The following is a 20,815-nucleotide window of genomic DNA, read 5'->3' as shown; positions in this document are numbered from 1 at the left end:
ACCGGTCCCCTCGCCCCTCCCCACTCTGTGATAAACTTCGTGCAATTCCTTTTGATTGTACGAGTACCTCATGAAACGTGAACTTGCTATCGAGTTTTCCCGCGTCACCGAAGCTGCCGCCCTCGCAGGCTACAAGTGGCTGGGCCGTGGCGACAAAAATACCGCAGACGGTGCAGCCGTCCACGCCATGCGCATTGTGCTTAATCAGGTCAATATCGATGGCACTATCGTCATTGGCGAAGGCGAAATCGACGAAGCGCCGATGCTCTACATCGGTGAAAAAGTCGGGACGGGCAAAGGCGATGCCGTGGATATCGCGGTCGACCCGATTGAAGGCACCCGTATGACGGCGATGGGCCAGGCCAACGCGCTGGCGGTACTGGCGGTGGGCGATAAGGGCTGCTTCCTCAACGCGCCCGATATGTACATGGAAAAGCTGATCGTCGGTCCTGGCGCTAAAGGCGCTATCGACCTTAGCCTGCCGCTGGACGCCAACCTGCGCAATATCGCCGCGGCGCTGGGTAAACCGCTCAACGAACTCACCGTAACCATTCTGGCGAAACCGCGCCACGACGCCACCATCGCGTACCTGCAAGCGCTCGGCGTGCGCGTATTTGCTATTCCGGATGGCGACGTTGCCGCCTCTATTCTGACCTGCATGCCAGACAGCGAAGTCGACGTGCTTTACGGCATCGGTGGTGCGCCGGAGGGTGTGGTCTCTGCGGCAGTGATCCGCGCGCTGGACGGCGATATGCAGGCGCGTCTGCTGCCACGCCATGAGGTCAAAGGCGACAGCGACGAGAACCTTCGCATTGGTGCAGACGAACTGGCGCGCTGCGCGGCGATGGGCATCGAGGCCAATAAAGTGCTCGCGCTGAACGAGATGGCCCGCAGCGATAACGTGGTCTTCTCCGCAACCGGCATCACCAAAGGCGATCTGCTGGACGGCATCACCCGCAAGGGCAACATGGCCACCACTGAAACCCTGCTGATCCGCGGTAAATCCCGCACCATTCGCCGCATTAAGTCCATTCATTATCTCGATCGTAAAGATCCGGACGTACAGACGCACATTCTGTAAAACCATTTGATCGATAGAGCTTTCCGGCCCGAATGGGCTGGAAATGTTTCCCACAAGTACGGAAGATAGAAGAGAGAAACAGCACAGGAGAAGATCATGGCGGACTGGGTAACAGGTAAAGTCACAAAGGTACAGTTCTGGACCGATGCGCTATTTAGCCTCACGCTGCACGCTCCCGTTCATCCGTTTACTGCCGGGCAGTTTGCCAAACTCGGGCTGGATATCGACGGTGAACGCGTACAGCGCGCCTACTCTTACGTTAATGCGCCTGATAACCCGGACCTTGAGTTCTATCTGGTCACCGTCCCGGACGGTAAGCTCAGCCCGCGCCTCGCCGCGCTGAAGCCGGGCGATGAAGTGCAGATTGTTTCCGACGCGGCGGGGTTCTTCGTGCTGGATGAAATCCCCGACTGTGACACGCTCTGGATGCTGGCGACCGGCACGGCCATTGGCCCGTATCTCTCCATTCTGCAATACGGCAAAGATCTGGAGCGCTTTAAAAATATCGTGCTGGTTCACGCCGCGCGCTACGCCGCAGACCTGAGCTATTTGCCGCAGATGCAGGCGCTGGAACAGCGATATGGCGGGAAGTTAAAAATTCAGACGGTGGTCAGCCGCGAAACCGCAGCCGGCTCGTTAACCGGTCGCGTTCCGGCGTTGATTGAAAGCGGCGCGCTGGAAGAGGCGGTGGGTTTACCGATGAATACCGAAACCAGCCATGTGATGCTGTGCGGTAATCCGCAGATGGTACGCGATACGCAGCAGTTGCTGAAGGATACCCGGCAGATGACGAAGCACCTTCGCCGCCGACCGGGCCACATGACCGCCGAACACTACTGGTGATCAGCGGTACTTCACCTCAAGAGTATCTTTTCCGTATTTGTTCTCGCTCTGGGTGCCGATAAACGCGCCCAGTTCGACAACCATCATCACAAAGATAACCGTCGGCAGCAGTCTGCCCACCACCCACGGGAGGATTGAGGGCAGCATTGACCAGTTCCCCGCCACCAGCATCCACGCCAGAATAATCAGAAAAGCCCATGCGCCGGAGCGGCCACGATCGTGCAGACGTTTCACCACCACGGCGGCGGTTGGCCACAGTAAACAGACCAGCGCAAATGCCGCGGTTTGCGTGCTCAGCCATGCGTTGTAGGCAACAAAAAACAGAAGCAGCATGGCGACAACCCACGTTGCAATCCAGATCCAGAAGTCACGGCGTCCAATACGCCCTTTGAATGAAAACAGCCACTGCTGTATGGTCATGTAAGGTTCCTTATTATTGTTTAGCCCGCATTTTACCCTGGAGTTGTGACCTTTTGACAAGCCGACCAGATATCGTTTTAATCATGGGCAATGACGGCCAGGGGCAATGTTGATGAAAAGTTCGGCACACTCTCTTTATTTGTGTTTAGCGATGCTGAGCGCCAGTTTTTCCCTGTACGCCGCGGAAACGGCTTCCCCGGTCACCGCCCCTTATCTTCTGGCGGGCGCACCCTCTTTCGATCAATCTATCAGCCAGTTCCGCGAAGCCTTCAACAAAGAAAACCCCTCACTTCCGCTGGGAGAGTTCCGTGCGATTGACAGCGCCCGCGATACGCCGACCCTGACCCGCGCGGCCAGCAAAATTAACGAGAATCTGTATGCCTCTACCGCCCTTGAGCGCGGAACGTTAAAAATCAAAAGTATGCAGATCACCTGGCTGCCGATTCAGGGGCCAGAGCAAAAAGCGGCGAAAGCGAAAGCGCTGGAGTACATGAGCGCTATTCTGCGCGCCTTTACCCCCACCTTCACGAAAGCGCAAAGCCAGCAAAAGCTGCAAAAACTGCTTACCGCCGGGAAAAACAAACGCTATTACGCCGATACGGAAGGTGCCGTTCGCTATGTCGTCGCAGATAACGGCGAAAAGGGGCTGACCTTCGCGGTTGAACCGATTAAGCTGGCCCTATCAGACGCACTCGAGGGGGCGAATTAATGACAAAAAGCAAAGCCTTTCGAGGGAAAATCTCTATACTGATTCACAGACCATGCTGCCCTTAAGGGTGGCCATATTCCTTAATTCGCTTATTGAGCGTGGAGAATTGAAATGCGACATCCTTTAGTGATGGGTAACTGGAAACTGAACGGCAGCCGCCACATGGTAAACGAACTGGTTGCTAACCTGCGTAAAGAGCTGGCTGGCGTGACCGGCTGCGCGGTTGCTATCGCTCCGCCGGATATGTACCTGGATCTGGCTAAACGTGCCGCTGACGGCAGCCACATCATTCTGGGCGCGCAGAACGTTGACGTTAACCTGTCTGGCGCATTCACCGGTGAAACCTCTGCTGAAATGCTGAAAGACATCGGCGCGAAATACATCATCATCGGCCACTCTGAGCGTCGCACCTACCACAAAGAATCTGACGAGTTCATCGCGAAGAAATTCGCTGTGCTGAAAGAGCAGGGTCTGATCCCGGTTCTGTGCATCGGTGAAACCGAAGCAGAAAACGAAGCAGGCAACACCGAAGAAGTGTGCGCACGTCAGATCGACGCTGTACTGAAAACCCAGGGCGCGGCAGCGTTCGAAGGCGCGGTTATCGCTTACGAGCCAGTCTGGGCGATCGGTACCGGCAAATCTGCAACTCCAGCGCAGGCACAGGCGGTGCACAAGTTCATCCGTGACCACATTGCAAAAGCAGACGCGAAAGTGGCTGAGCAGGTCATCATCCAGTATGGCGGTTCCGTTAACGCATCAAACGCAGCTGAGCTGTTCACCCAGCCAGACATCGATGGCGCACTGGTTGGCGGCGCATCCCTGAAAGCAGACGCTTTCGCGGTGATCGTTAAAGCGGCAGAAGCGGCTAAGCAGGCGTAATTGCCTTTGTGGCGGGTGGCGCTTCGCTAACCCGCCCTACGGTTCTGTAGGCCCGGTAAGCGTCAGCGCCACCGGGCTTTTTTACAGCCGTCCCAGTAGGCTAAACCACAAATAATCCAGCGGCAGCAGCACCAGATACGTCGCAATCGCCAGCGCCAGACAGAGCAGCATCCCCGCCTTCGCAGGCACTTTACCTAAGCCCATCGCCACCACAATCGGCGACGCCTGATACGGCAGCAGCGGCGTGGAATATCCCAGCACCTGAATCATGATCACCGACAGCAGCGGGAAGCCGGTCGCGTCCGAGAAGCTCTGCGCCAGCGTGGTGTACAGCGCAGGAACGCCGTTGGCGGTCATAATGAAGTTGAGCGCCGTGGTGATCCCCGTCAGCGCCAGGAAGCTGGTAAACGGGCGGTCTGCATCCAGCGGCATGATATGGAGCAACGCCTCGCCTACGGCCGCACCGATACCGGTCTGCGTCACCGTAATGGCCAGCCCGAGTATACCCGCGACGTAAATACAGGTGCGCATATTCACCCCCGCCGAGAACTCCTCCCCGGTGATAAAACCGATGCGCGGCAGCATAACGATGACCGAGGCCGCCAGCCCCGTCCACGCTGGCCCCACGCCGTGCCAGCTCTCCGTCACCCACATCGTCAACACCACCGCCAGCAGCCAGGCGAGTCGTTTTTCGTCACGCCCCATCGGTTCCGATGGCGCGAGATCCTTCGCCGGTTTTGGGTTGCCGGGGAACAGCCAGCAGATCAGGCCAATCAGAATCAGGCCCTTGAGAATACCCAGCACCGGGGTGTGCAGCAGCAGATACGGGACATAGTTGAGGTGGATACCGTATGAGCCTTCCGCCGCGCCGCTCATCACCAGGTTGGGCACGTTGGCGGGCAGGATGGTGGCGGATAGCTGGAAGGTGCCAAACCCGACCGCCAGCGCCAGGCCAAACCAGGCCCGCGAGCCATCAGGAATGCCGGCCCGCTTCGCCATCGCGGCGACAATCGGCATCAGCAGCGCAATACGTCCCATGTTCGACGGCATCACGAATGCCAGGGCATAGCTCAGCAGCACAACGCTCGCCACCATCAGCACCCAGGAGTCGGTAAGCTTTGCCGACAGCGCCCGGGCGGCCCTGTCCGCCAGGCCGGTTTTCCGAATCGCCACGCCCAGCACAAAGCCGCTGAACACCAGCCAGAAGGCAGACGAGGCGAAGCCGCCGAAGATCACTTCCGGCGGGGCGATTCTGGCGGTCATCGCCGCCGTAAAGAACAGCAGCGCGGTGATAAATTCCGGCAACAGCGACGTCGCCCACAGCACGATGGTGACGCCGACGATCAGCGAGGGAAGCAGCAGAGGATGCGATAACCAGAGCGACATACCTGTCTCCTGTAGAATTTTTCAGCAAGTCTACGGCGACAGGCAGGGCGAGTAAACGCTATTTATGGTGGGGTCACTTCAGGATATCGCATTGATGATCCTGCAATTCCTCAGCCGACGCGCGGTTAAAGGTAAGCAGGTTACGCTCTGTCGCCAGCAAGACAAACGAGCCGTCCGACTGCTGCGCCATCGCCAGCGCGAAGCGTCCCATATGATCGCGGGCTTCCGGCAGCTCTTCCGCCAGCATCATAAACGGGCTGCGCTGCACCAGTTCGTTCTCCGTCACCCGACGGGCAAGGTATTCATGCCCTTCCAGCCCGCCCGGAAGCGGTAACCACTGGGTGCTGATTTGCCCCTGCGACGCGTTCAGCTTCTCGCGCACGTCTGGGCGCAGACAGGAGATGTGGATATGAAAATGGTTTTGCGTGCGCCCGGTCGGGGAGTTGATGGTCAGCGAAACGGCGCTGTCAGGCACGTCGGCCCCCCGTTTCATGCTCATAAAATGACGAGACTGCCATGCCAGCCAGAAGAAATTCGGTGTCTGCGGCTCTGTCAGCAGCGGGCTTTCGGTGCCGTTGATACGGTACGTGGGCATCAGCAGGTATTGCAGCGGCCCGTTGCGGTCCTTGAACACCACGTAGCCCGCATCTGGCTTCACCTGCGCACACGGTGCCGGGTTACGGTTATGCAGCTGGTTGGGCACACACTGGTCGAGAACGATATGACGCAACGCATTTGGATTACCCGCTTTCATCCAGTACACGCCGCCTGCGGCAAGGGCGATAACGATCAGAATCAGTAAGATAATTTTTTTCACAACGCGTTCCCTGTTTTCAATAGAGGCAAAAGAGTAACGCAAAATGATGACCAAATAAAAAACCCGGCGGATTTCTCACACCGGGTTACCGTGTCGTTCTTTGTAAAACGCTTAGCGCTTGCTGATCTGGTCGAAGGTGCCGCCGTTAGAGAAGTGCTCTTTCTGCGCTTTGGTCCAGCCGCCAAACACATCATCAATAGTAAACAGCTTCAGTTTCGGGAAGGCGTTTTCGTATTTCTTCGCGACGGCCTCATCGCGCGGGCGGTAGAAGTTTTTCGCCGCAATTTCCTGCCCTTCCGGTGAGTAGAGGTACTTCAGATAGGCTTCCGCCACCGCTTTGGTGCCCTTCTTATCAACAACCTTATCGACGACGGAGACGGTCGGCTCAGCGAGGATGGATTCGCTCGGGGTGACGATCTCGAACTTGTCTTTACCCAGCTCGTTGGTCGCCAGCAGGGCTTCGTTTTCCCAGGCGATCAGCACGTCGCCAATGCCGCGTTCGACGAAGGTGTTGGTTGCGCCGCGCGCGCCGGAGTCCAGCACTTCGACGTTTTTAAACAGTGCTTTGACGAAGTCCTGTGCTTTGGCCTGATCGCCGTTGTTGTGGTGCAGCGCGTAGCCCCAGGCTGCCAGATAGTTCCAGCGTGCGCCGCCGGAGCTTTTTGGGTTCGGGGTGATGACAGACACGCCCGGCTTAATCAGGTCGTTCCAGTCCTTAATCTGTTTCGGGTTGCCTTTACGCACCAGGAAGACGATGGTCGAGGTGTATGGCGCAGAGTTGTCCGGCAGGCGCTTGATCCAGTTTTTGTCGATACGGCCACGCTCCGCGATCGCGTCCACGTCATAAGCCAGCGCCAGGGTAACCACATCGGCTTCAATACCGTTGATCACCGATGTCGCCTGCTTACCGGAACCGCCGTGAGACTGGCGAACCACCACGTTATCGCCGGTTTCCTGTTTCCAGTGCGCCGCGAAAGCTTTGTTGTACTGGTCGTACAGTTCACGCGTCGGATCGTACGACACGTTCAGTAACTGAATGTCCTTTGCCAGAACGCTGGTCGATGCCAGCAATAATGTTAACCCCACGCCCCATTTATTCATCGCCCAGTTCTCTTGTGTAGTGTTTTGATGAATGCAGCGTGCCAGAAAGCTAACCGATGATTAAAGAATAAAAAAAGATTGGCTATAACGTGGAGGAATAAAAGAAAGGGTGGGCGCATAAAAAAAGCCCGGTGGCGCTTCGCTTACCGGGCCTACGAACCGTGCTTTTGTAGGCCGGGTAAGGCGAAGCCGCCACCCGGCGCAATACAGACGCCAATCAGTACAGTTTTTTCGCGCAGTCCAGCCAGTCACCCTTGAACGGACGCTTCATGTTTTCAATGGCGTCGATGATGTCATGGTGAACCAGTTTTTCGTTCTGAATACCAACGCAGCGGCCGCCGTGGCCCTGAAGCAGTAGCTCGATCGCGTACGCGCCCATGCGGGACGCCAGGATACGGTCGTACGGGCCTGGGGAACCGCCACGCTGAATGTGACCCAGAACGGTCGCGCGGGTTTCGCGTTTAGTTTCGGTTTCGATGTACTTCGCCAGCTCGTCAACGTCACAGATGTGCTCGGTGATAGCAACGATGGCGTGTTTCTTACCTTTCGCGATACCGGCTTTGATTTCAGCGACCAGATCTTCACGGCTGAATTCCACTTCCGGCACCACCACGAACTCACAGCCACCGGCAATTGCCGCCGCCAGAGTCAGGTCACCGCAGTAACGGCCCATCACTTCAACAATAGAAATACGCTGGTGAGAGGAAGAGGTGTCACGCAGGCGGTCAATCGCTTCCACAACGGTACCCAGCGCGGTGAAGTAACCGATGGTGTAGTCGGTGCCTTTGATGTCATTGTCGATGGTGCCAGGCAGGCCGATGCACGGGAAGCCCATTTCAGTCAGACGTTTTGCACCCATGTAGGAGCCGTCGCCGCCGATAACCACCAGCGCATCCAGACCCCGTTTTTTCATATTTTCGATAGCCACTTCACGGATGTGTTCGTCACGGAATTCCGGGAAGCGTGCAGAACCGAGGAAAGTACCGCCACGGTTGATCATGTCAGACACGCTGTAGCGGTCGAGCTGAACCATGCGGTCTTCATACAGACCCAGGTAACCGTCATAGATACCAAAAACTTCCAGACCTTCCGTCAGCGCTGCACGGACAACCCCACGGATTGCCGCGTTCATGCCCGGCGCATCACCGCCGCTTGTCAACACACCGATTTTCTTAATCATGACTACCTCTGAACTTAGGAATGCAAAATTGAAATCTGCTGCCGGAAGAAACTGTTCAACCGTCGAATACTGCAAATAGTATATCAATCCCTTCCAGCTGAATTGATTCAGGTCAGGCCATATGGTGGTAATTTATCCACAAAATGCTGCTCTGGCTCACTTTTTTACAACGAATTACGAAAGCTCAAAACGCCCTGGGTACGACAGAGCACGGATCCTGATGAATAATGACGTCTGACCCAGGGAAACGCTGCAAAATCGCCTGCTCCACCTGTTCAGCGACCATATGCGCCTGAACCAGTGGCAGGTTGTCTTCCATTTCCAAATGAATCTGAATAAAGCGGGTCGGCCCTGACTGCCGCGTACGAAGATCGTGAGCGCCACTGACGCCGGGCCAGTTGGTCACGATGGCATAAATTTCATCACGTTCTGCGTCCGGAAGCGCACGGTCAAGAAGCGACTGCACCGCGTCATACCCCATCCGCAACGCGCTGTATAAAATATAGATCCCTATCCCTAACGCAAACAACGCATCGGCCCGATGCCAGCCATACCAGGCCAGACCGAGCGCAATAAGAATAGCCCCATTCATCATAACATCAGACTGATAATGAAGCATATCGGCCCGTACAGACTGGCTTTGTGTTTTGCGTACAACCCAGCGCTGGAACGTTACAAGAACAAGTGTGCTTATAAGTGCAACTACCGTTACGACCACGCCAACGCCCGGATCGTTCATCGGAGAAGGCGAAATAAGGTGCTGAATGCCGGTCAAAAACAGGAAAAGGGCGGAGCCCGAAATAAACATGCTTTGTGCCAGCGCAGCCAGTGATTCCGCTTTGCCGTGGCCAAACGTATGCTCTTCATCCGCCGGTTGCAGCGAGTAGCGCACCACCAGCAGGTTGGTCAGCGAGGCGGCAATATCCACCAGTGAATCCACCAGTGCCGCCAGAATACTGACCGACCCGGTGTACCACCACGCGAAAATTTTAATGATCAGCAAACACGACGCCATCACCGTCGCGGCTATTGCGGCCCGGCTTACCAGCCGTCCATAGGATTGATTCATAAACACTCCTGTCATGCCATGGCGCTAGTATAACGGATGGTGGTGGAGTGAAAGGATGAATAAAGCGTTAACAAACCTGAACGATGGGCAAAAAAAACCCCCACATCATGTGGGGGAAGACAGGGATGGTGTCTATGGCAAGGAAAACAGGGTTTACTGGTTACTACGGGTACTGCTATTGCTACTGAAAAGCGTCATATCTGAGCTTCGCTGCATCCGTGCAACCTCACGCAACTGGTTCATCCGTTGCTGATGTTTGGTATTCAAAACCGCTTGCTGCTCGGGCGTTAGCAGGTGGAACATCTGGTTGCGAACCTTCGCCATCTCTACCTGGCGGGCAACCTGTTCCTGCGCCATTTTTTCGGCCTGAGCGCGTACAGCGCTTTCGTCAAAATTTTCTGCGGTGACAAGGCGATGCATTGTCTCCATTTCGCTAACATTAACAGGGGGCTGGTCGTGTCTTGCCCTCTGCATCAGATCTCGCATCTGTTGACGCTGATGTTCGGTTAAACTTATGCCGTCAAACATATGGCTTTGGCTGCTGTGCTGCGTTGCGCCCTCTGCTGAGGAACCGTTATCGCTGATGATAGCTACAGCAGCCTGGCTAAACGCACTGAAGGCCAGCGTTGAGGCCATGACGGCAGCGGTAACTTTGCGCATCACTTGCTCCCAAAATCTTTCGTGTCGCGATTCAACGAGAGACAGTCTACGATTCAGGCTGCAAACATGCGTCAGGGGGTGTAAAACAACGTAAAGTCATGGATTAGATAGCCTTGATGTCGTAATTTCTGCCTCGGAGGTATTTAAACAATGAATAAAATCCTGTTAGTTGATGATGACCGAGAGCTCACATCTCTTTTAAAGGAGTTGCTCGACATGGAAGGTTTCAACGTCCTGGTTGCCCATGATGGGGAACAGGCGCTGAGTCTCCTTGACGACAGCATCGATTTACTTTTGCTCGACGTCATGATGCCGAAGAAAAACGGTATTGATACGTTGAAAGAGCTTCGCCAGACACACCAGACCCCCGTCATTATGCTGACCGCACGCGGCAGCGAGCTTGACCGCGTACTCGGCCTTGAGCTGGGTGCGGATGACTATTTACCTAAGCCGTTCAACGACCGTGAACTGGTGGCCCGTATTCGCGCGATCCTGCGCCGCTCTCACTGGAGCGAGCAGCAGCAGAATACCGACAACAGCTCGCCTACGCTGGAAGTGGACTCCCTGAGCCTGAACCCGGGCCGCCAGGAAGCGAGCTTCGACGGTGAAACGCTGGAGCTAACCGGCACCGAGTTCACCCTGCTGTATCTGCTGGCGCAGCATCTTGGCCAGGTAGTGTCGCGTGAACACTTAAGCCAGGAAGTGCTCGGCAAACGCCTCACCCCGTTTGACCGCGCCATCGACATGCATATCTCGAACCTGCGCCGTAAGCTGCCGGAGCGTAAAGACGGTCACCCCTGGTTTAAAACCCTGCGTGGTCGCGGTTATCTGATGGTTTCCGCTTCATGATAGGCAGCTTAACCGCCCGCATCTTCGCCATCTTCTGGCTGACGCTGGCACTGGTTTTAATGCTCGTTTTGATGTTGCCAAAACTCGACTCACGCCAGATGACGGAGCTGCTCGACAGCGAGCAACGTCAGGGCGTGATGATCGAGCAGCACGTGGAAGCGGAGCTGGCAAACGATCCGCCAAACGATTTAATGTGGTGGCGCAGGCTGTTTCGCGCTATCGACAAGTGGGCGCCCCCCGGACAACGTCTTTTACTGGTCACCAGCGAAGGCCGCGTGATTGGGGCCGATCGCAATGAAATGCAGATTATCCGCAACTTTATTGGCCAGGCGGATAACGCCGATCACCCACAGAAAAAGAAATATGGTCGGGTAGAGATGGTCGGTCCTTTCTCGGTGCGGGATGGGGAAGACAATTACCAGCTCTATCTGATTCGCCCTGCGAGCAGTTCCCAGTCCGACTTCATCAACCTGCTGTTTGACCGTCCGCTTTTGCTGTTGATTGTCACGATGCTGGTCAGTTCCCCGCTGCTGTTATGGCTGGCGTGGAGCCTGGCGAAACCGGCGCGTAAGCTGAAAAACGCGGCGGACGAAGTGGCGCAGGGCAACCTGAGGCAGCATCCGGAGCTGGAATCCGGGCCGCAGGAGTTCCTGGCCGCCGGAACTAGCTTTAACCAGATGGTCAGCGCGCTTGATCGGATGATGACGGCCCAGCAACGTCTGCTGTCGGATATCTCCCACGAACTGCGGACGCCGCTCACGCGCTTACAGCTGGGTACCGCCCTGCTGCGCCGCCGCAGCGGTGAGAGCAAAGAGCTGGAGCGTATTGAGACGGAAGCGCATCGCCTGGACAGCATGATCAACGATCTGCTGGTGATGTCGCGCAATCAGCAGAAAAACGCGCTGGTGAGCGAAACGGTGAAAGCCAATCACCTCTGGCATGAGGTGCTGGACAACGCGGCGTTCGAAGCGGAGCAGATGGGCAAATCGTTCACCGTCAACTTCCCGCCGGGCCCGTGGCCGCTCTACGGTAACCCCAACACGCTGGAAAGCGCGCTGGAGAATATCGTGCGTAACGCCCTGCGCTATTCGCACACGAAGATTGAAGTGGCGTTTTCGGTGGATAAAGACGGGATTACGGTCATTGTCGATGACGATGGTCCCGGCGTCAGCCCGGAAGATCGCGAGCAGATTTTCCGTCCGTTCTACCGCACCGACGAGGCGCGCGACCGCGAGTCCGGCGGTACGGGGCTGGGTCTGGCGATTGTTGAAACCGCCATGCAACAGCACCGTGGCTGGGTGAAAGCCGATGACAGCCCGCTGGGCGGGCTGCGGTTAACGCTGTGGCTGCCGCTGTATAAGCGTTCGTAACCGTATGTGCCGGGTGGCGGCTTCGCCTTACCCGGCCTACTATTTGTAGAGCGCTATTTCCCCCACAATCTCCGCGAACTGCTCTCGATCTTGCCGCTTATCCGCCGCTTCTGCATCGTTCTGGTCCAGCTGGTAGACAATCCCGCCGCCGACAGCAGGCGGTGATATTGCTCGTCATCAAACGGCATATGCCAGGCAATTGCGCAGGCCTCGTATACCGACACCTCACTCAGGCGCGAAGCCAGCTCAAGCGGCGCATCCGCCGAAACCTGTCCCGCCTGCACAACGCGATACAGCCAGCCGGTTTTACCCGCGCTTTGCAGCTGGGCCGACATATCCTGAATGCCGAAATGGTAGTTAAGCTTGAAGCACGGCGAGCGCGGCTGGGTGACCTGAATCAAAGCATCGCCCCAGCGGTAAATATCGCCGATAAAGACGTTCTTCTCCGTCAGCCCCTCCGTTGAGAGATTTTCGCCAAACGCGGGGGCGACGAAGAGGTCCGCCTGTTCAGGAAATTCGGCTTTCCAGTGCTGATAGTGCTCGCGCGGATAGTGGCACAGCGCGCGATCGGGCCCGCCGTGGATTTTCTTTTCAGCCTGCTGGTCACCCGCAAGCCCGAGCTCGGTCAGCGACAGCTCACCGTCGACCTGCACTTTGGCGATGGCGCTCGGGCGGCTGCCTTCGTACTCCCTTACCTTGCCTGTAAACACATTCACCGGGTAATGCATCTCCACTCCTTCAGATACAAAAAAAGCGAGTCATCAGACTCGCTTCTCACAGGCGTCAATGCAACCTTATTTTTTAGCGGCGAAACGCGCTGCTGCTTCGTCCCAGTTCACTACATCCCAGAAGGCTTTGATGTAGTCAGGGCGACGGTTCTGGAACTTCAGGTAGTAAGCGTGTTCCCACACGTCCAGACCCAGAATTGGAAAGCCGGATGCGCCAGAGATAGCTTCACCCATCAGCGGGGAGTCCTGGTTAGCGGTAGAAACCACCGCCAGTTTGTCACCTTTCAGGACCAGCCACGCCCAGCCAGAGCCGAAACGGGTTGCAGCGGCTTTTTCGAATTCCGCTTTGAAGTTGTCAACGGAACCGAAGTCACGCTCGATAGCCGCTTTCAGGTCGCCCTGAAGGGTGGTGCCGGTTTTCAGGCCTTTCCAGAACAGGCTGTGGTTAGCGTGACCGCCCGCGTTGTTGCGCAGCACGGTTTTCTTGTCTGCTGGCAGCTGGTCCAGTTTGGTGATCAGCTCTTCAACAGGCAGATTAGCGAACTCTGGCAGGTTTTCCAGCGCAGCATTCGCGTTGTTCACATAGGTCTGGTGGTGTTTAGTGTGATGGATTTCCATCGTCTGCTTGTCGAAATGCGGTTCCAGTGCGTCGTAGGCATACGGCAGGGATGGCAGTGTATAACTCATAATCCTCTCCATTATTGTCGGGCGGCACAGCTGTTAATGCCGCGTAAGCAGTTGGTTCATTATAGTTAATTAAATGATATTGAAAATGATTATCAATGCCGTAGTTTTTATAAGGTTATTCGACTTTTGATAAATGGCAAAATTGTGAGTCTGCTCACGTGCTTAACGTGCTGATTGCCATCCTGAACAAAAGTGCGGCAACCTTCTGAAGGTTACCAAACCGCCTCATTTTTACACTCATCAAGTCGGCGGGAAGCCTCCGGCTATAAAAACGATGAGGATGTAAAAATGAATCATGCGATTACGATGGGTATCTTCTGGCATTTGATAGGCGCGGCCAGTGCAGCCTGTTTCTATGCCCCGTTTAAAAAGGTGAAAGGCTGGTCATGGGAAACCATGTGGTCCGTTGGCGGTACCGTGTCCTGGCTGATTTTGCCGTGGACAATCAGCGCCATGCTGCTGCCCGATTTCTGGGGCTACTTCTCCTCCTTCAACGCCTCCACCCTGCTGCCGGTATTCCTGTTCGGCGCGATGTGGGGCATCGGTAATATCAACTACGGCCTCACCATGCGCTACCTCGGCATGTCGATGGGGATTGGCATCGCGATTGGCATTACGCTGATTGTTGGCACCCTGATGACGCCAATCCTCAACGGCCACTTCGACGTGCTGATCAACACCCAGGGCGGGCGAATGACGCTGCTGGGCGTGCTGGTGGCGGTGATCGGCGTGGGCATCGTCACCCGCGCAGGCCAGCTGAAAGAACGGAAGATGGGCATCAAAGCCGAAGAGTTCAACCTGAAGAAAGGGCTGCTGCTGGCGGTGATGTGCGGCGTCTTTTCGGCGGGCATGTCGTTCGCCATGAACGCCGCCAAACCAATGCACGACGCCGCTGCGGCGCTGGGCGTCGATCCGCTGTACGTTGCCCTGCCAAGCTACGTGGTGATCATGGGCGGCGGCGCGCTGGTAAACCTCGGCTTCTGCTTCATTCGTCTGGCAAAAGTTAACAATCTGTCGGTAAAAGCCGACTTCTCGCTGGCAAAACCGTTGATCGTCACCAACGTCCTGCTCTCCGCCCTCGGCGGCCTGATGTGGTATCTGCAATTCTTCTTTTACGCCTGGGGTCACGCCAGTATTCCGGCGCAGTATGACTACATGAGCTGGATGCTGCACATGAGCTTCTACGTGCTGTGCGGCGGGCTGGTTGGGCTGGTGCTGAAAGAGTGGAACAACGCCGGGCGTCGTCCGGTTGGCGTGCTGAGCCTGGGCTGCGTGGTGATTATCATTGCGGCCAATATCGTCGGCCTCGGCATGGCGAACTGATTACGCTGCCTTTCGACTGCGATGACGCCACTGTACCGGCGTCATCCCCACCTCACGGTTAAACACCACCGAAAAGTAGTTACTGTCCTCAAAGCCGCAGCGCATCGCCACTTCACTCACCATCAGCTCCGTATGCTGTAACAAGTACTGGGCGTGGCAGATGCGCAGCTGGCGCAGATAGTGGTTGACCGTCATCCCCGTCTGGGTGCGGAACTGCTGGCGCAGCGCGCGCTCGCTGCACTGCTCCTGCTCGCAGAATTTTTCCAGCACGAAACTCTTGTTCAGACTGCCCGCAAGCCGGGTGATGAGCTTATCCAGCAGCGCTTCCTGCGTGGTAGCAGAGGGATTATCCGTAGCGTAACGATGCCGCTTCAGGGTCATCACCAGCTGGGCAAAAAGCAGCTCCGACATCTGGTTTGCCACCGGATCGCTCTTCTGGCTCTCCTGCTCCAGCTGGGAAATCGTCTGGCGCACCTGAGCCATGCCGTTGCTGCTTAAGCGCCAGTGCGGTTCGCCTCTGGCATCATGAAAACCGGGGATATTGCCCGCCCAGTCGACATTCAGTTTAAGCCTGTCGGGGCAGTAGATGACGTTCTGCAACACCAGATCGTTAACCGAGGCGTAGGAGTGTTTATCTTCAGCGCGAATGTAAAACAGGTCTCCGCGCGTGATGCGGTAGGGACGGTCGTTGAGGACGTGCAGGCCGTTGCCCCGCCACACCAGCACCAGCTCGCAAAACTCGTGGGTGTGCTCGGCAAAGACGTTTTGCGGGTAGCGGTCGGCCACCGCGACGGCCTGACTCGCGGAGGCAAAAAAATCATCTTTGCGAAGAATGAGCTGAGCAGCCACACCACAACCTCTACGGCCAATAACCGGACATTATTAGCCTTTTTACAGCAAAAAAACGGTGACTGCCCTCGCGTTACTGAAGCAACGCGTCTTTCCCCTGACGAATATCGCGCGGCGACCAGTTAAATTCCCGGCGAAACAGCGTCGAAAAGTGGTTACTGTCGCCGAAACCGCAGCGATAGGCGATATCGGTGACGCTTTCGTCGGTATGACGTAAAAGGTGACGCGCTTTGATCAGGCGCAGACGGTTCAGGTAGCGCTGCGGCGTCAGCCCGGTATGCTGCTTGAGCTGACGATGCAGCGTGCGCAGCGAGAGCGAAAAGTCATCCGCCAGCGTTTCCCAGCAGACATCTTCGGCAAAATGATCTTCCAGCCAGGCCATCAGCTGATTCAGGCGCGCGTCGTTATTTTCCAGCCCTTCCACCAGGCTGCTGCGCCGCAGCAGCACCAGCAGTTGCATAAACAGCAGCTCGCGGGTGGCAATGGCGTGCGTCTCCTGTCCATCCTCGCTCTGCTCCATCTGGCTCACCAGCTGACGCACCTGCTGCAACGTGGACTGATTCACCCGCCAGTGCGAGGGGTAGTGGCCGTCCTTCTCCTGCGGCAACAGCTGATTCAGCCCGGAAAGAAACTGGAACGCATCCGGAGAACGGTAGAGCACATTGGTCAGGCACAGGTTGTCGGTATGTTCATACAGGTGCCTGTCGTGATCGCGCACGAAGCACACCGTACCGCCGCTGATGGTATACGGCTGACCGTTGAATACGTGAATGCCCGTTCCGTGCTCAACAATCACAATTTCATGAAAATCATGATGATGCTCCGGGAACGCAGCCTGAGGCAGCCGTGGCTCAATCGCGACCGGCGAAGCCCCCGAAGGAAAAAAATCGACGCTGTGCAGTACGGTCATAACGGCCCCCACCAATGAGAAAAGTTCTCAAAATAGTAATTAAGGCCTTCCACGCTCACCTTAAATTTTTGACAGCAAACCGCGCAAAAGCTGTCGGTTTTTCAAGAAACAGACGGAAAGATCAGGAAATGCGGTCAGCGTCACACTGCCTGCAAACCCCGCCATTACTGGAAACTGTGAACTCCCTCACGTTCACCTTTGCTTTCTTGCCAGCGCGAGATTTGGGCTGTCAGTGGCGAGAAGGTGGCTATTTCTTCCCTTTCTTACACTCCTCGCTAATGACTTAAGAAAGGACCCGACCATGACTTTTCGCCATTGTGTGGCTGTCGATTTAGGCGCATCCAGCGGCCGTGTAATGCTCGCCACCTGGGACTGCGACCTGCACACCCTTACGCTTCGCGAAATGCACCGTTTCGCCAATTGTCTGCAAAAACAGGACGGTTTTGTTACCTGGGATATCGACGCCCTGGAAGCAGAGATCCGCACCGGACTTCACAACGTCTGCAAAGACGGTATTCGCATCGACAGTATCGGCATTGATACCTGGGGTGTGGATTACGTGCTGCTGGACAGTCACGGCGAACGCGTCGGCCTGCCGGTCTCCTATCGCGACAGCCGCACCGATGGGCTGATGGCGCACGCCATCGCGCAGCTTGGCAAGGAGAACATCTATGGTCGCAGCGGCATTCAGTTTCTGCCGTTTAACACGCTGTATCAGCTGCGCGCGCTGGTGGAGCAACAGCCAGAGCTGGTCGAAAAGGTGGCGCATGCGCTGCTGATCCCGGACTACTTAAGCTACCGTCTGACCGGCAACATGAACTGGGAATATACCAACGCCACCACCACGCAGCTGGTCAACATCAACACCGATAACTGGGATGAACACCTGCTGGCCTGGACGGGCGCCTCGCCGTCCTGGTTTGGCGCGCCAACCCATCCGGGCAATGTGATTGGTCACTGGCTTTGCCCGCAGGGGAATGAAATTCCTGTTGTCGCCGTCGCCAGTCACGACACCGCAAGCGCGGTCATTGCCTCGCCGCTCGCCAGCAAAGACGCGGCCTACCTCTCTTCGGGCACCTGGTCGCTGATGGGCTTTGAGAGCAAAACCCCGTACATCAGCGATGCTGCGCTGGCGGCGAACATCACTAACGAAGGTGGCGCGGAAGGGCGCTACCGGGTGCTGAAGAACATCATGGGCCTGTGGCTGCTCCAGCGGGTGCTGAAAGAGCAGAACATCACCGACCTGCCCGCGCTTATCGCGGAAACCGAAACGCTGAAAGCCTGCACCTTCCTGATTAATCCGAACGACGACCGCTTTATCAATCCGGTGCACATGAGCGCCGAAATCCAGGCCGCCTGTTTTGAAGCGGGGCAGCCGGTACCTTCCCGCCCCGCCGAGCTGGCGCGCTGCATTTTTGACAGTCTCGCCCTGCTCTATGCCGACATCCTGAGCGAGCTGGCTGACCTTCGCGGCAAACCGTTCACGCAGCTGCATATCGTGGGCGGCGGCTGCCAGAACCAGCTGCTGAACCAGCTCTGCGCGGATGCCTGCGGCATTACCGTGGTGGCAGGTCCGATTGAAGCCTCCACGCTCGGCAATATCGGCATTCAGCTGATGACCCTGGACGAACTGTCCAACGTTGACGATTTCCGTTCGGTGGTGACGGCGAATAACAGCCTGACCACCTTCACCCCCCATCCCTGCCATGAAATTGCCCGCTACCGGGCGCAGTTTCAGCAAAAACGACTGACTAAGGAGCTTTGCGCATGACCACTCAACTTGAACAAGCCTGGGACCTGGCTAAACAGCGTTTCGCCGCCGTCGGCGTGGATGTCGAAGAGGCGCTGCGCCAGCTCGACCGTCTGCCCGTCTCCATGCACTGCTGGCAGGGTGATGACGTCGCTGGCTTCGAGAACCCGGGCGGTTCCCTGACGGGGGGTATTCAGGCCACGGGTAACTATCCGGGCAAAGCGCGCAACGCCACCGAACTGCGTGCGGATCTGGAGCTGGCGCTGAGCCTGATCCCCGGGCCAAAGCGCCTGAATCTGCACGCCATTTATCTCGAATCCGACGAGCCGGTGGCGCGTAACGAAATCAAACCGGAGCACTTTACGAACTGGGTGGCGTGGGCGAAAGCCAACAAGCTGGGTCTGGACTTTAACCCCTCCTGCTTCTCGCACCCGCTGAGCGCGGACGGCTTTACCCTTGCGCACGCCAACGACGAAATCCGCCAGTTCTGGATCGACCATGTCAAAGCCAGCCGCCGCGTTTCTGCGTATTTCGGCGAGCAGCTTGGCACGCCGTCGGTGATGAACATCTGGATCCCGGACGGCATGAAGGACATCACCGTCGACCGACTGGCCCCGCGTCAGCGCCTGCTGGCCGCGCTGGATGAAGCCATCAGCGAAAAGCTGGACCCGGCGCACCACATCGACGCCGTCGAGAGCAAGCTGTTCGGCATTGGCGCAGAGAGCTACACCGTGGGCTCAAACGAGTTCTACATGGGTTACGCCACCAGCCGCCAGACCGCGCTGTGCCTGGATGCAGGCCACTTCCACCCAACCGAGGTGATCTCCGACAAGATCTCCGCCGCCATGCTCTTCGTGCCGCGCCTGCTGCTGCACGTCAGCCGCCCGGTGCGCTGGGACAGCGACCATGTGGTGCTGCTGGATGACGAAACCCAGGCGATTGCCAGCGAAATCATCCGCCACGATCTGTTCGACCGCGTACACATTGGCCTCGACTTCTTCGACGCCTCCATCAACCGCATCGCGGCGTGGGTTATCGGCACCCGCAACATGAAGAAAGCCCTGCTGCGCGCGCTGCTGGAGCCTGTCGCCGCGCTGAAACAGCTGGAAGAAAACGGCGACTACACCGCGCGCCTGGCGCTGCTGGAAGAGCAGAAATCCCTGCCGTGGCAGGCGGTGTGGGAGATGTACTGCCAGCGTCACGATGCGCCTGCGGGCAGCCAGTGGCTGGACAACGTGCGGGCATATGAGAAAGACGTTCTTGCCGCTCGTCAGTAAAAAACATTGCCCGGCGGCGCGTTGCTTGCCGGGCCTACAGGTAAAAGTAGGCCGGGTAAGCGTAGCGCCACCCGGCATTTTCAAAGGAAACACAGTATGCAGACCATCACCACCTCCTGGTTCGTCCAGGGCATGATCAAAGCCACCTCCGATGCCTGGCTGAAGGGCTGGGACGAGCGCAACGGCGGCAACCTGACGCTACGCCTGGACGATGCGGATATCGAACCGTTCGCAGCCGATTTCCACCAGAAGCCGCGCTATATCGCCCTGAGCCAGCCGATGCCGCTGCTCGCCAACACGCCGTTTATCGTCACCGGTTCCGGGAAGTTTTTCCGCAACGTCCAGCTCGACCCGCAGGCCAACCTCGGCGTGGTAAAAGTGGACAGCGACGGCGCGGGCTACCACATTCTGTGGGGGCTGACGGATGAGGCGGTGCCCACCTCAGAATTGCCGGCGCACTTCCTCTCCCACTGCGAGCGCATCAAAGCGACCAATGGCAAGGACCGCGTGATCATGCACTGCCACGCCACCAACCTGATCGCCCTGACCTACGTGCTGGAAAACAATTCTGATTTCTTCACCCGCAAATTGTGGGAAGGCAGCACCGAGTGTCTGGTGGTGTTCCCGGACGGCGTCGGCATTCTGCCTTGGATGGTGCCGGGCACCGACGAAATCGGCCAGGCGACCGCGACGGACATGCAGAAGCACTCACTGGTGCTGTGGCCGTTCCACGGCGTCTTCGGCAGCGGCCCGACGCTGGATGAAACCTTCGGCCTGATCGACACCGCCGAGAAATCCGCGGAAGTGCTGGTGAAGGTCTATTCCATGGGCGGCATGAAGCAGACCATCACCCGGGAAGAGCTGATTGCCCTGGGCAAACGCTTTGGCGTTACCCCGATGCAGTCGGCGTTAGATCTGTACCAATAA

At 57.1% G+C, this 20,815-nt stretch carries 21 protein-coding genes; 10 read left to right on the top strand and 11 right to left on the bottom strand.

The window, feature by feature from the left end; translation table 11 throughout:
* Positions 1–70 precede the first annotated feature (70 nt).
* A complete protein-coding gene (glpX, locus tag RHN82_RS10130; protein WP_047051669.1) occupies positions 71–1,081 on the top strand; it encodes a class II fructose-bisphosphatase in 1,011 nt (336 codons plus the stop codon).
* Positions 1,082–1,177: 96 nt separating this feature from the next.
* Positions 1,178–1,924 (top strand): ferredoxin--NADP(+) reductase, encoded by a 747-nt coding sequence (fpr, locus tag RHN82_RS10125; protein WP_003862024.1) that lies wholly within the window; start codon positions 1,178–1,180, stop codon positions 1,922–1,924.
* On the opposite strand, the gene RHN82_RS10120 is transcribed toward fpr, so the two are convergent.
* Positions 1,925–2,344, bottom strand: coding sequence for a DUF805 domain-containing protein (locus RHN82_RS10120; RefSeq protein WP_006808672.1), 420 nt, complete (start codon positions 2,342–2,344; stop codon positions 1,925–1,927).
* A gap of 112 nt (positions 2,345–2,456) precedes the next feature.
* Here RHN82_RS10120 and RHN82_RS10115 point away from each other — a divergent pair, with 112 nt between their 5' ends.
* Both RHN82_RS10115 and tpiA read left to right on the top strand, forming a co-directional pair.
* On the top strand, positions 2,457–3,053 hold the full coding sequence (locus RHN82_RS10115; protein ID WP_017383094.1) for a DUF1454 family protein: 597 nt from the start codon (positions 2,457–2,459) through the stop codon (positions 3,051–3,053).
* 111 nt (positions 3,054–3,164) lie between these two features.
* Positions 3,165–3,932 carry a triose-phosphate isomerase gene (tpiA, locus tag RHN82_RS10110; protein WP_047051668.1) on the top strand — a complete coding sequence of 256 codons (768 nt, stop codon included), beginning with the start codon at positions 3,165–3,167 and terminating at the stop codon, positions 3,930–3,932.
* Positions 3,933–4,013: 81 nt separating this feature from the next.
* On the opposite strand, the gene RHN82_RS10105 is transcribed toward tpiA, so the two are convergent.
* The 6 genes from RHN82_RS10105 to cpxP form a co-directional block, all read right to left on the bottom strand.
* On the bottom strand, positions 4,014–5,318 hold the full coding sequence (locus RHN82_RS10105; RefSeq protein ID WP_047051667.1) for an SLC13 family permease: 1,305 nt from the start codon (positions 5,316–5,318) through the stop codon (positions 4,014–4,016).
* A 73-nt stretch (positions 5,319–5,391) separates the two neighbouring features.
* On the bottom strand, positions 5,392–6,135 hold the full coding sequence (locus RHN82_RS10100; RefSeq protein ID WP_003862014.1) for a CDP-diacylglycerol diphosphatase: 744 nt from the start codon (positions 6,133–6,135) through the stop codon (positions 5,392–5,394).
* Between the two features lie 111 nt (positions 6,136–6,246).
* Positions 6,247–7,236 (bottom strand): sulfate ABC transporter substrate-binding protein, encoded by a 990-nt coding sequence (locus RHN82_RS10095; RefSeq protein WP_003862012.1) that lies wholly within the window; start codon positions 7,234–7,236, stop codon positions 6,247–6,249.
* A gap of 217 nt (positions 7,237–7,453) precedes the next feature.
* Positions 7,454–8,416 (bottom strand): 6-phosphofructokinase, encoded by a 963-nt coding sequence (pfkA, locus tag RHN82_RS10090; RefSeq protein WP_003862009.1) that lies wholly within the window; start codon positions 8,414–8,416, stop codon positions 7,454–7,456.
* A 184-nt stretch (positions 8,417–8,600) separates the two neighbouring features.
* Positions 8,601–9,485 carry a CDF family cation-efflux transporter FieF gene (gene fieF, locus RHN82_RS10085; RefSeq protein WP_047051666.1) on the bottom strand — a complete coding sequence of 295 codons (885 nt, stop codon included), beginning with the start codon at positions 9,483–9,485 and terminating at the stop codon, positions 8,601–8,603.
* A gap of 153 nt (positions 9,486–9,638) precedes the next feature.
* The gene (cpxP, locus tag RHN82_RS10080; protein WP_003862006.1) at positions 9,639–10,145 is read right to left on the bottom strand and encodes a cell-envelope stress modulator CpxP; all 507 of its coding nucleotides are present in this window, start codon (positions 10,143–10,145) and stop codon (positions 9,639–9,641) included.
* A 150-nt stretch (positions 10,146–10,295) separates the two neighbouring features.
* Here cpxP and cpxR point away from each other — a divergent pair, with 150 nt between their 5' ends.
* Together cpxR and cpxA are read left to right on the top strand one after the other, a co-directional pair.
* Positions 10,296–10,994: an envelope stress response regulator transcription factor CpxR gene (gene cpxR / locus RHN82_RS10075; protein WP_003862004.1), complete on the top strand. Its 699-nt coding sequence runs from the start codon at positions 10,296–10,298 to the stop codon at positions 10,992–10,994.
* Positions 10,991–12,364, top strand: coding sequence for an envelope stress sensor histidine kinase CpxA (gene cpxA, locus RHN82_RS10070; RefSeq protein WP_015569937.1), 1,374 nt, complete (start codon positions 10,991–10,993; stop codon positions 12,362–12,364). Before cpxR ends, cpxA begins: the two co-directional genes overlap by 4 nt.
* 53 nt (positions 12,365–12,417) lie before the next feature.
* On the opposite strand, the gene yiiM is transcribed toward cpxA, so the two are convergent.
* Complete coding sequence (yiiM, locus tag RHN82_RS10065; RefSeq protein ID WP_047051665.1) at positions 12,418–13,092, bottom strand: 6-hydroxyaminopurine reductase; 675 nt, start codon at positions 13,090–13,092, stop codon at positions 12,418–12,420.
* A gap of 66 nt (positions 13,093–13,158) precedes the next feature.
* Positions 13,159–13,779, bottom strand: a complete 621-nt coding sequence (sodA, locus tag RHN82_RS10060; RefSeq protein ID WP_047051664.1) for a superoxide dismutase [Mn] — start codon at positions 13,777–13,779, stop codon at positions 13,159–13,161.
* Between the two features lie 288 nt (positions 13,780–14,067).
* Here sodA and rhaT point away from each other — a divergent pair, with 288 nt between their 5' ends.
* Positions 14,068–15,102, top strand: a complete 1,035-nt coding sequence (gene rhaT / locus RHN82_RS10055; RefSeq protein ID WP_047051663.1) for an L-rhamnose/proton symporter RhaT — start codon at positions 14,068–14,070, stop codon at positions 15,100–15,102.
* On the opposite strand, the gene rhaR is transcribed toward rhaT, so the two are convergent.
* Positions 15,103–15,951 (bottom strand): HTH-type transcriptional activator RhaR, encoded by an 849-nt coding sequence (gene rhaR / locus RHN82_RS10050; RefSeq protein ID WP_017382695.1) that lies wholly within the window; start codon positions 15,949–15,951, stop codon positions 15,103–15,105. It abuts the gene before it with no gap.
* A 73-nt stretch (positions 15,952–16,024) separates the two neighbouring features.
* Entirely contained in the window at positions 16,025–16,861 is an 837-nt protein-coding gene (rhaS, locus tag RHN82_RS10045; protein ID WP_015569934.1) for an HTH-type transcriptional activator RhaS, read from the bottom strand.
* Between the two features lie 301 nt (positions 16,862–17,162).
* Between rhaS and rhaB the strand changes: the two genes are divergently transcribed.
* The 3 genes from rhaB to rhaD all read left to right on the top strand — a co-directional run bounded on the left by rhaB (position 17,163) and on the right by rhaD (position 20,815).
* Positions 17,163–18,632 (top strand): rhamnulokinase, encoded by a 1,470-nt coding sequence (gene rhaB, locus RHN82_RS10035; protein WP_047051662.1) that lies wholly within the window; start codon positions 17,163–17,165, stop codon positions 18,630–18,632.
* A complete protein-coding gene (gene rhaA, locus RHN82_RS10030; RefSeq protein ID WP_017382693.1) occupies positions 18,629–19,888 on the top strand; it encodes an L-rhamnose isomerase in 1,260 nt (419 codons plus the stop codon). The genes rhaB and rhaA overlap by 4 nt, the downstream gene beginning before the upstream one ends.
* Positions 19,889–19,984: 96 nt before the next feature.
* Complete coding sequence (rhaD, locus tag RHN82_RS10025; RefSeq protein WP_015569930.1) at positions 19,985–20,815, top strand: rhamnulose-1-phosphate aldolase; 831 nt, start codon at positions 19,985–19,987, stop codon at positions 20,813–20,815.

The organism is Enterobacter cloacae complex sp. EB5, from assembly GCF_031432835.1.
Classification (GTDB): Bacteria; Pseudomonadota; Gammaproteobacteria; order Enterobacterales; family Enterobacteriaceae; genus Enterobacter; species Enterobacter hormaechei_C.
The sequence above is the reverse complement of the archived record's forward strand: the minus strand, read 5'-3'. Positions and strand labels throughout refer to the sequence as shown.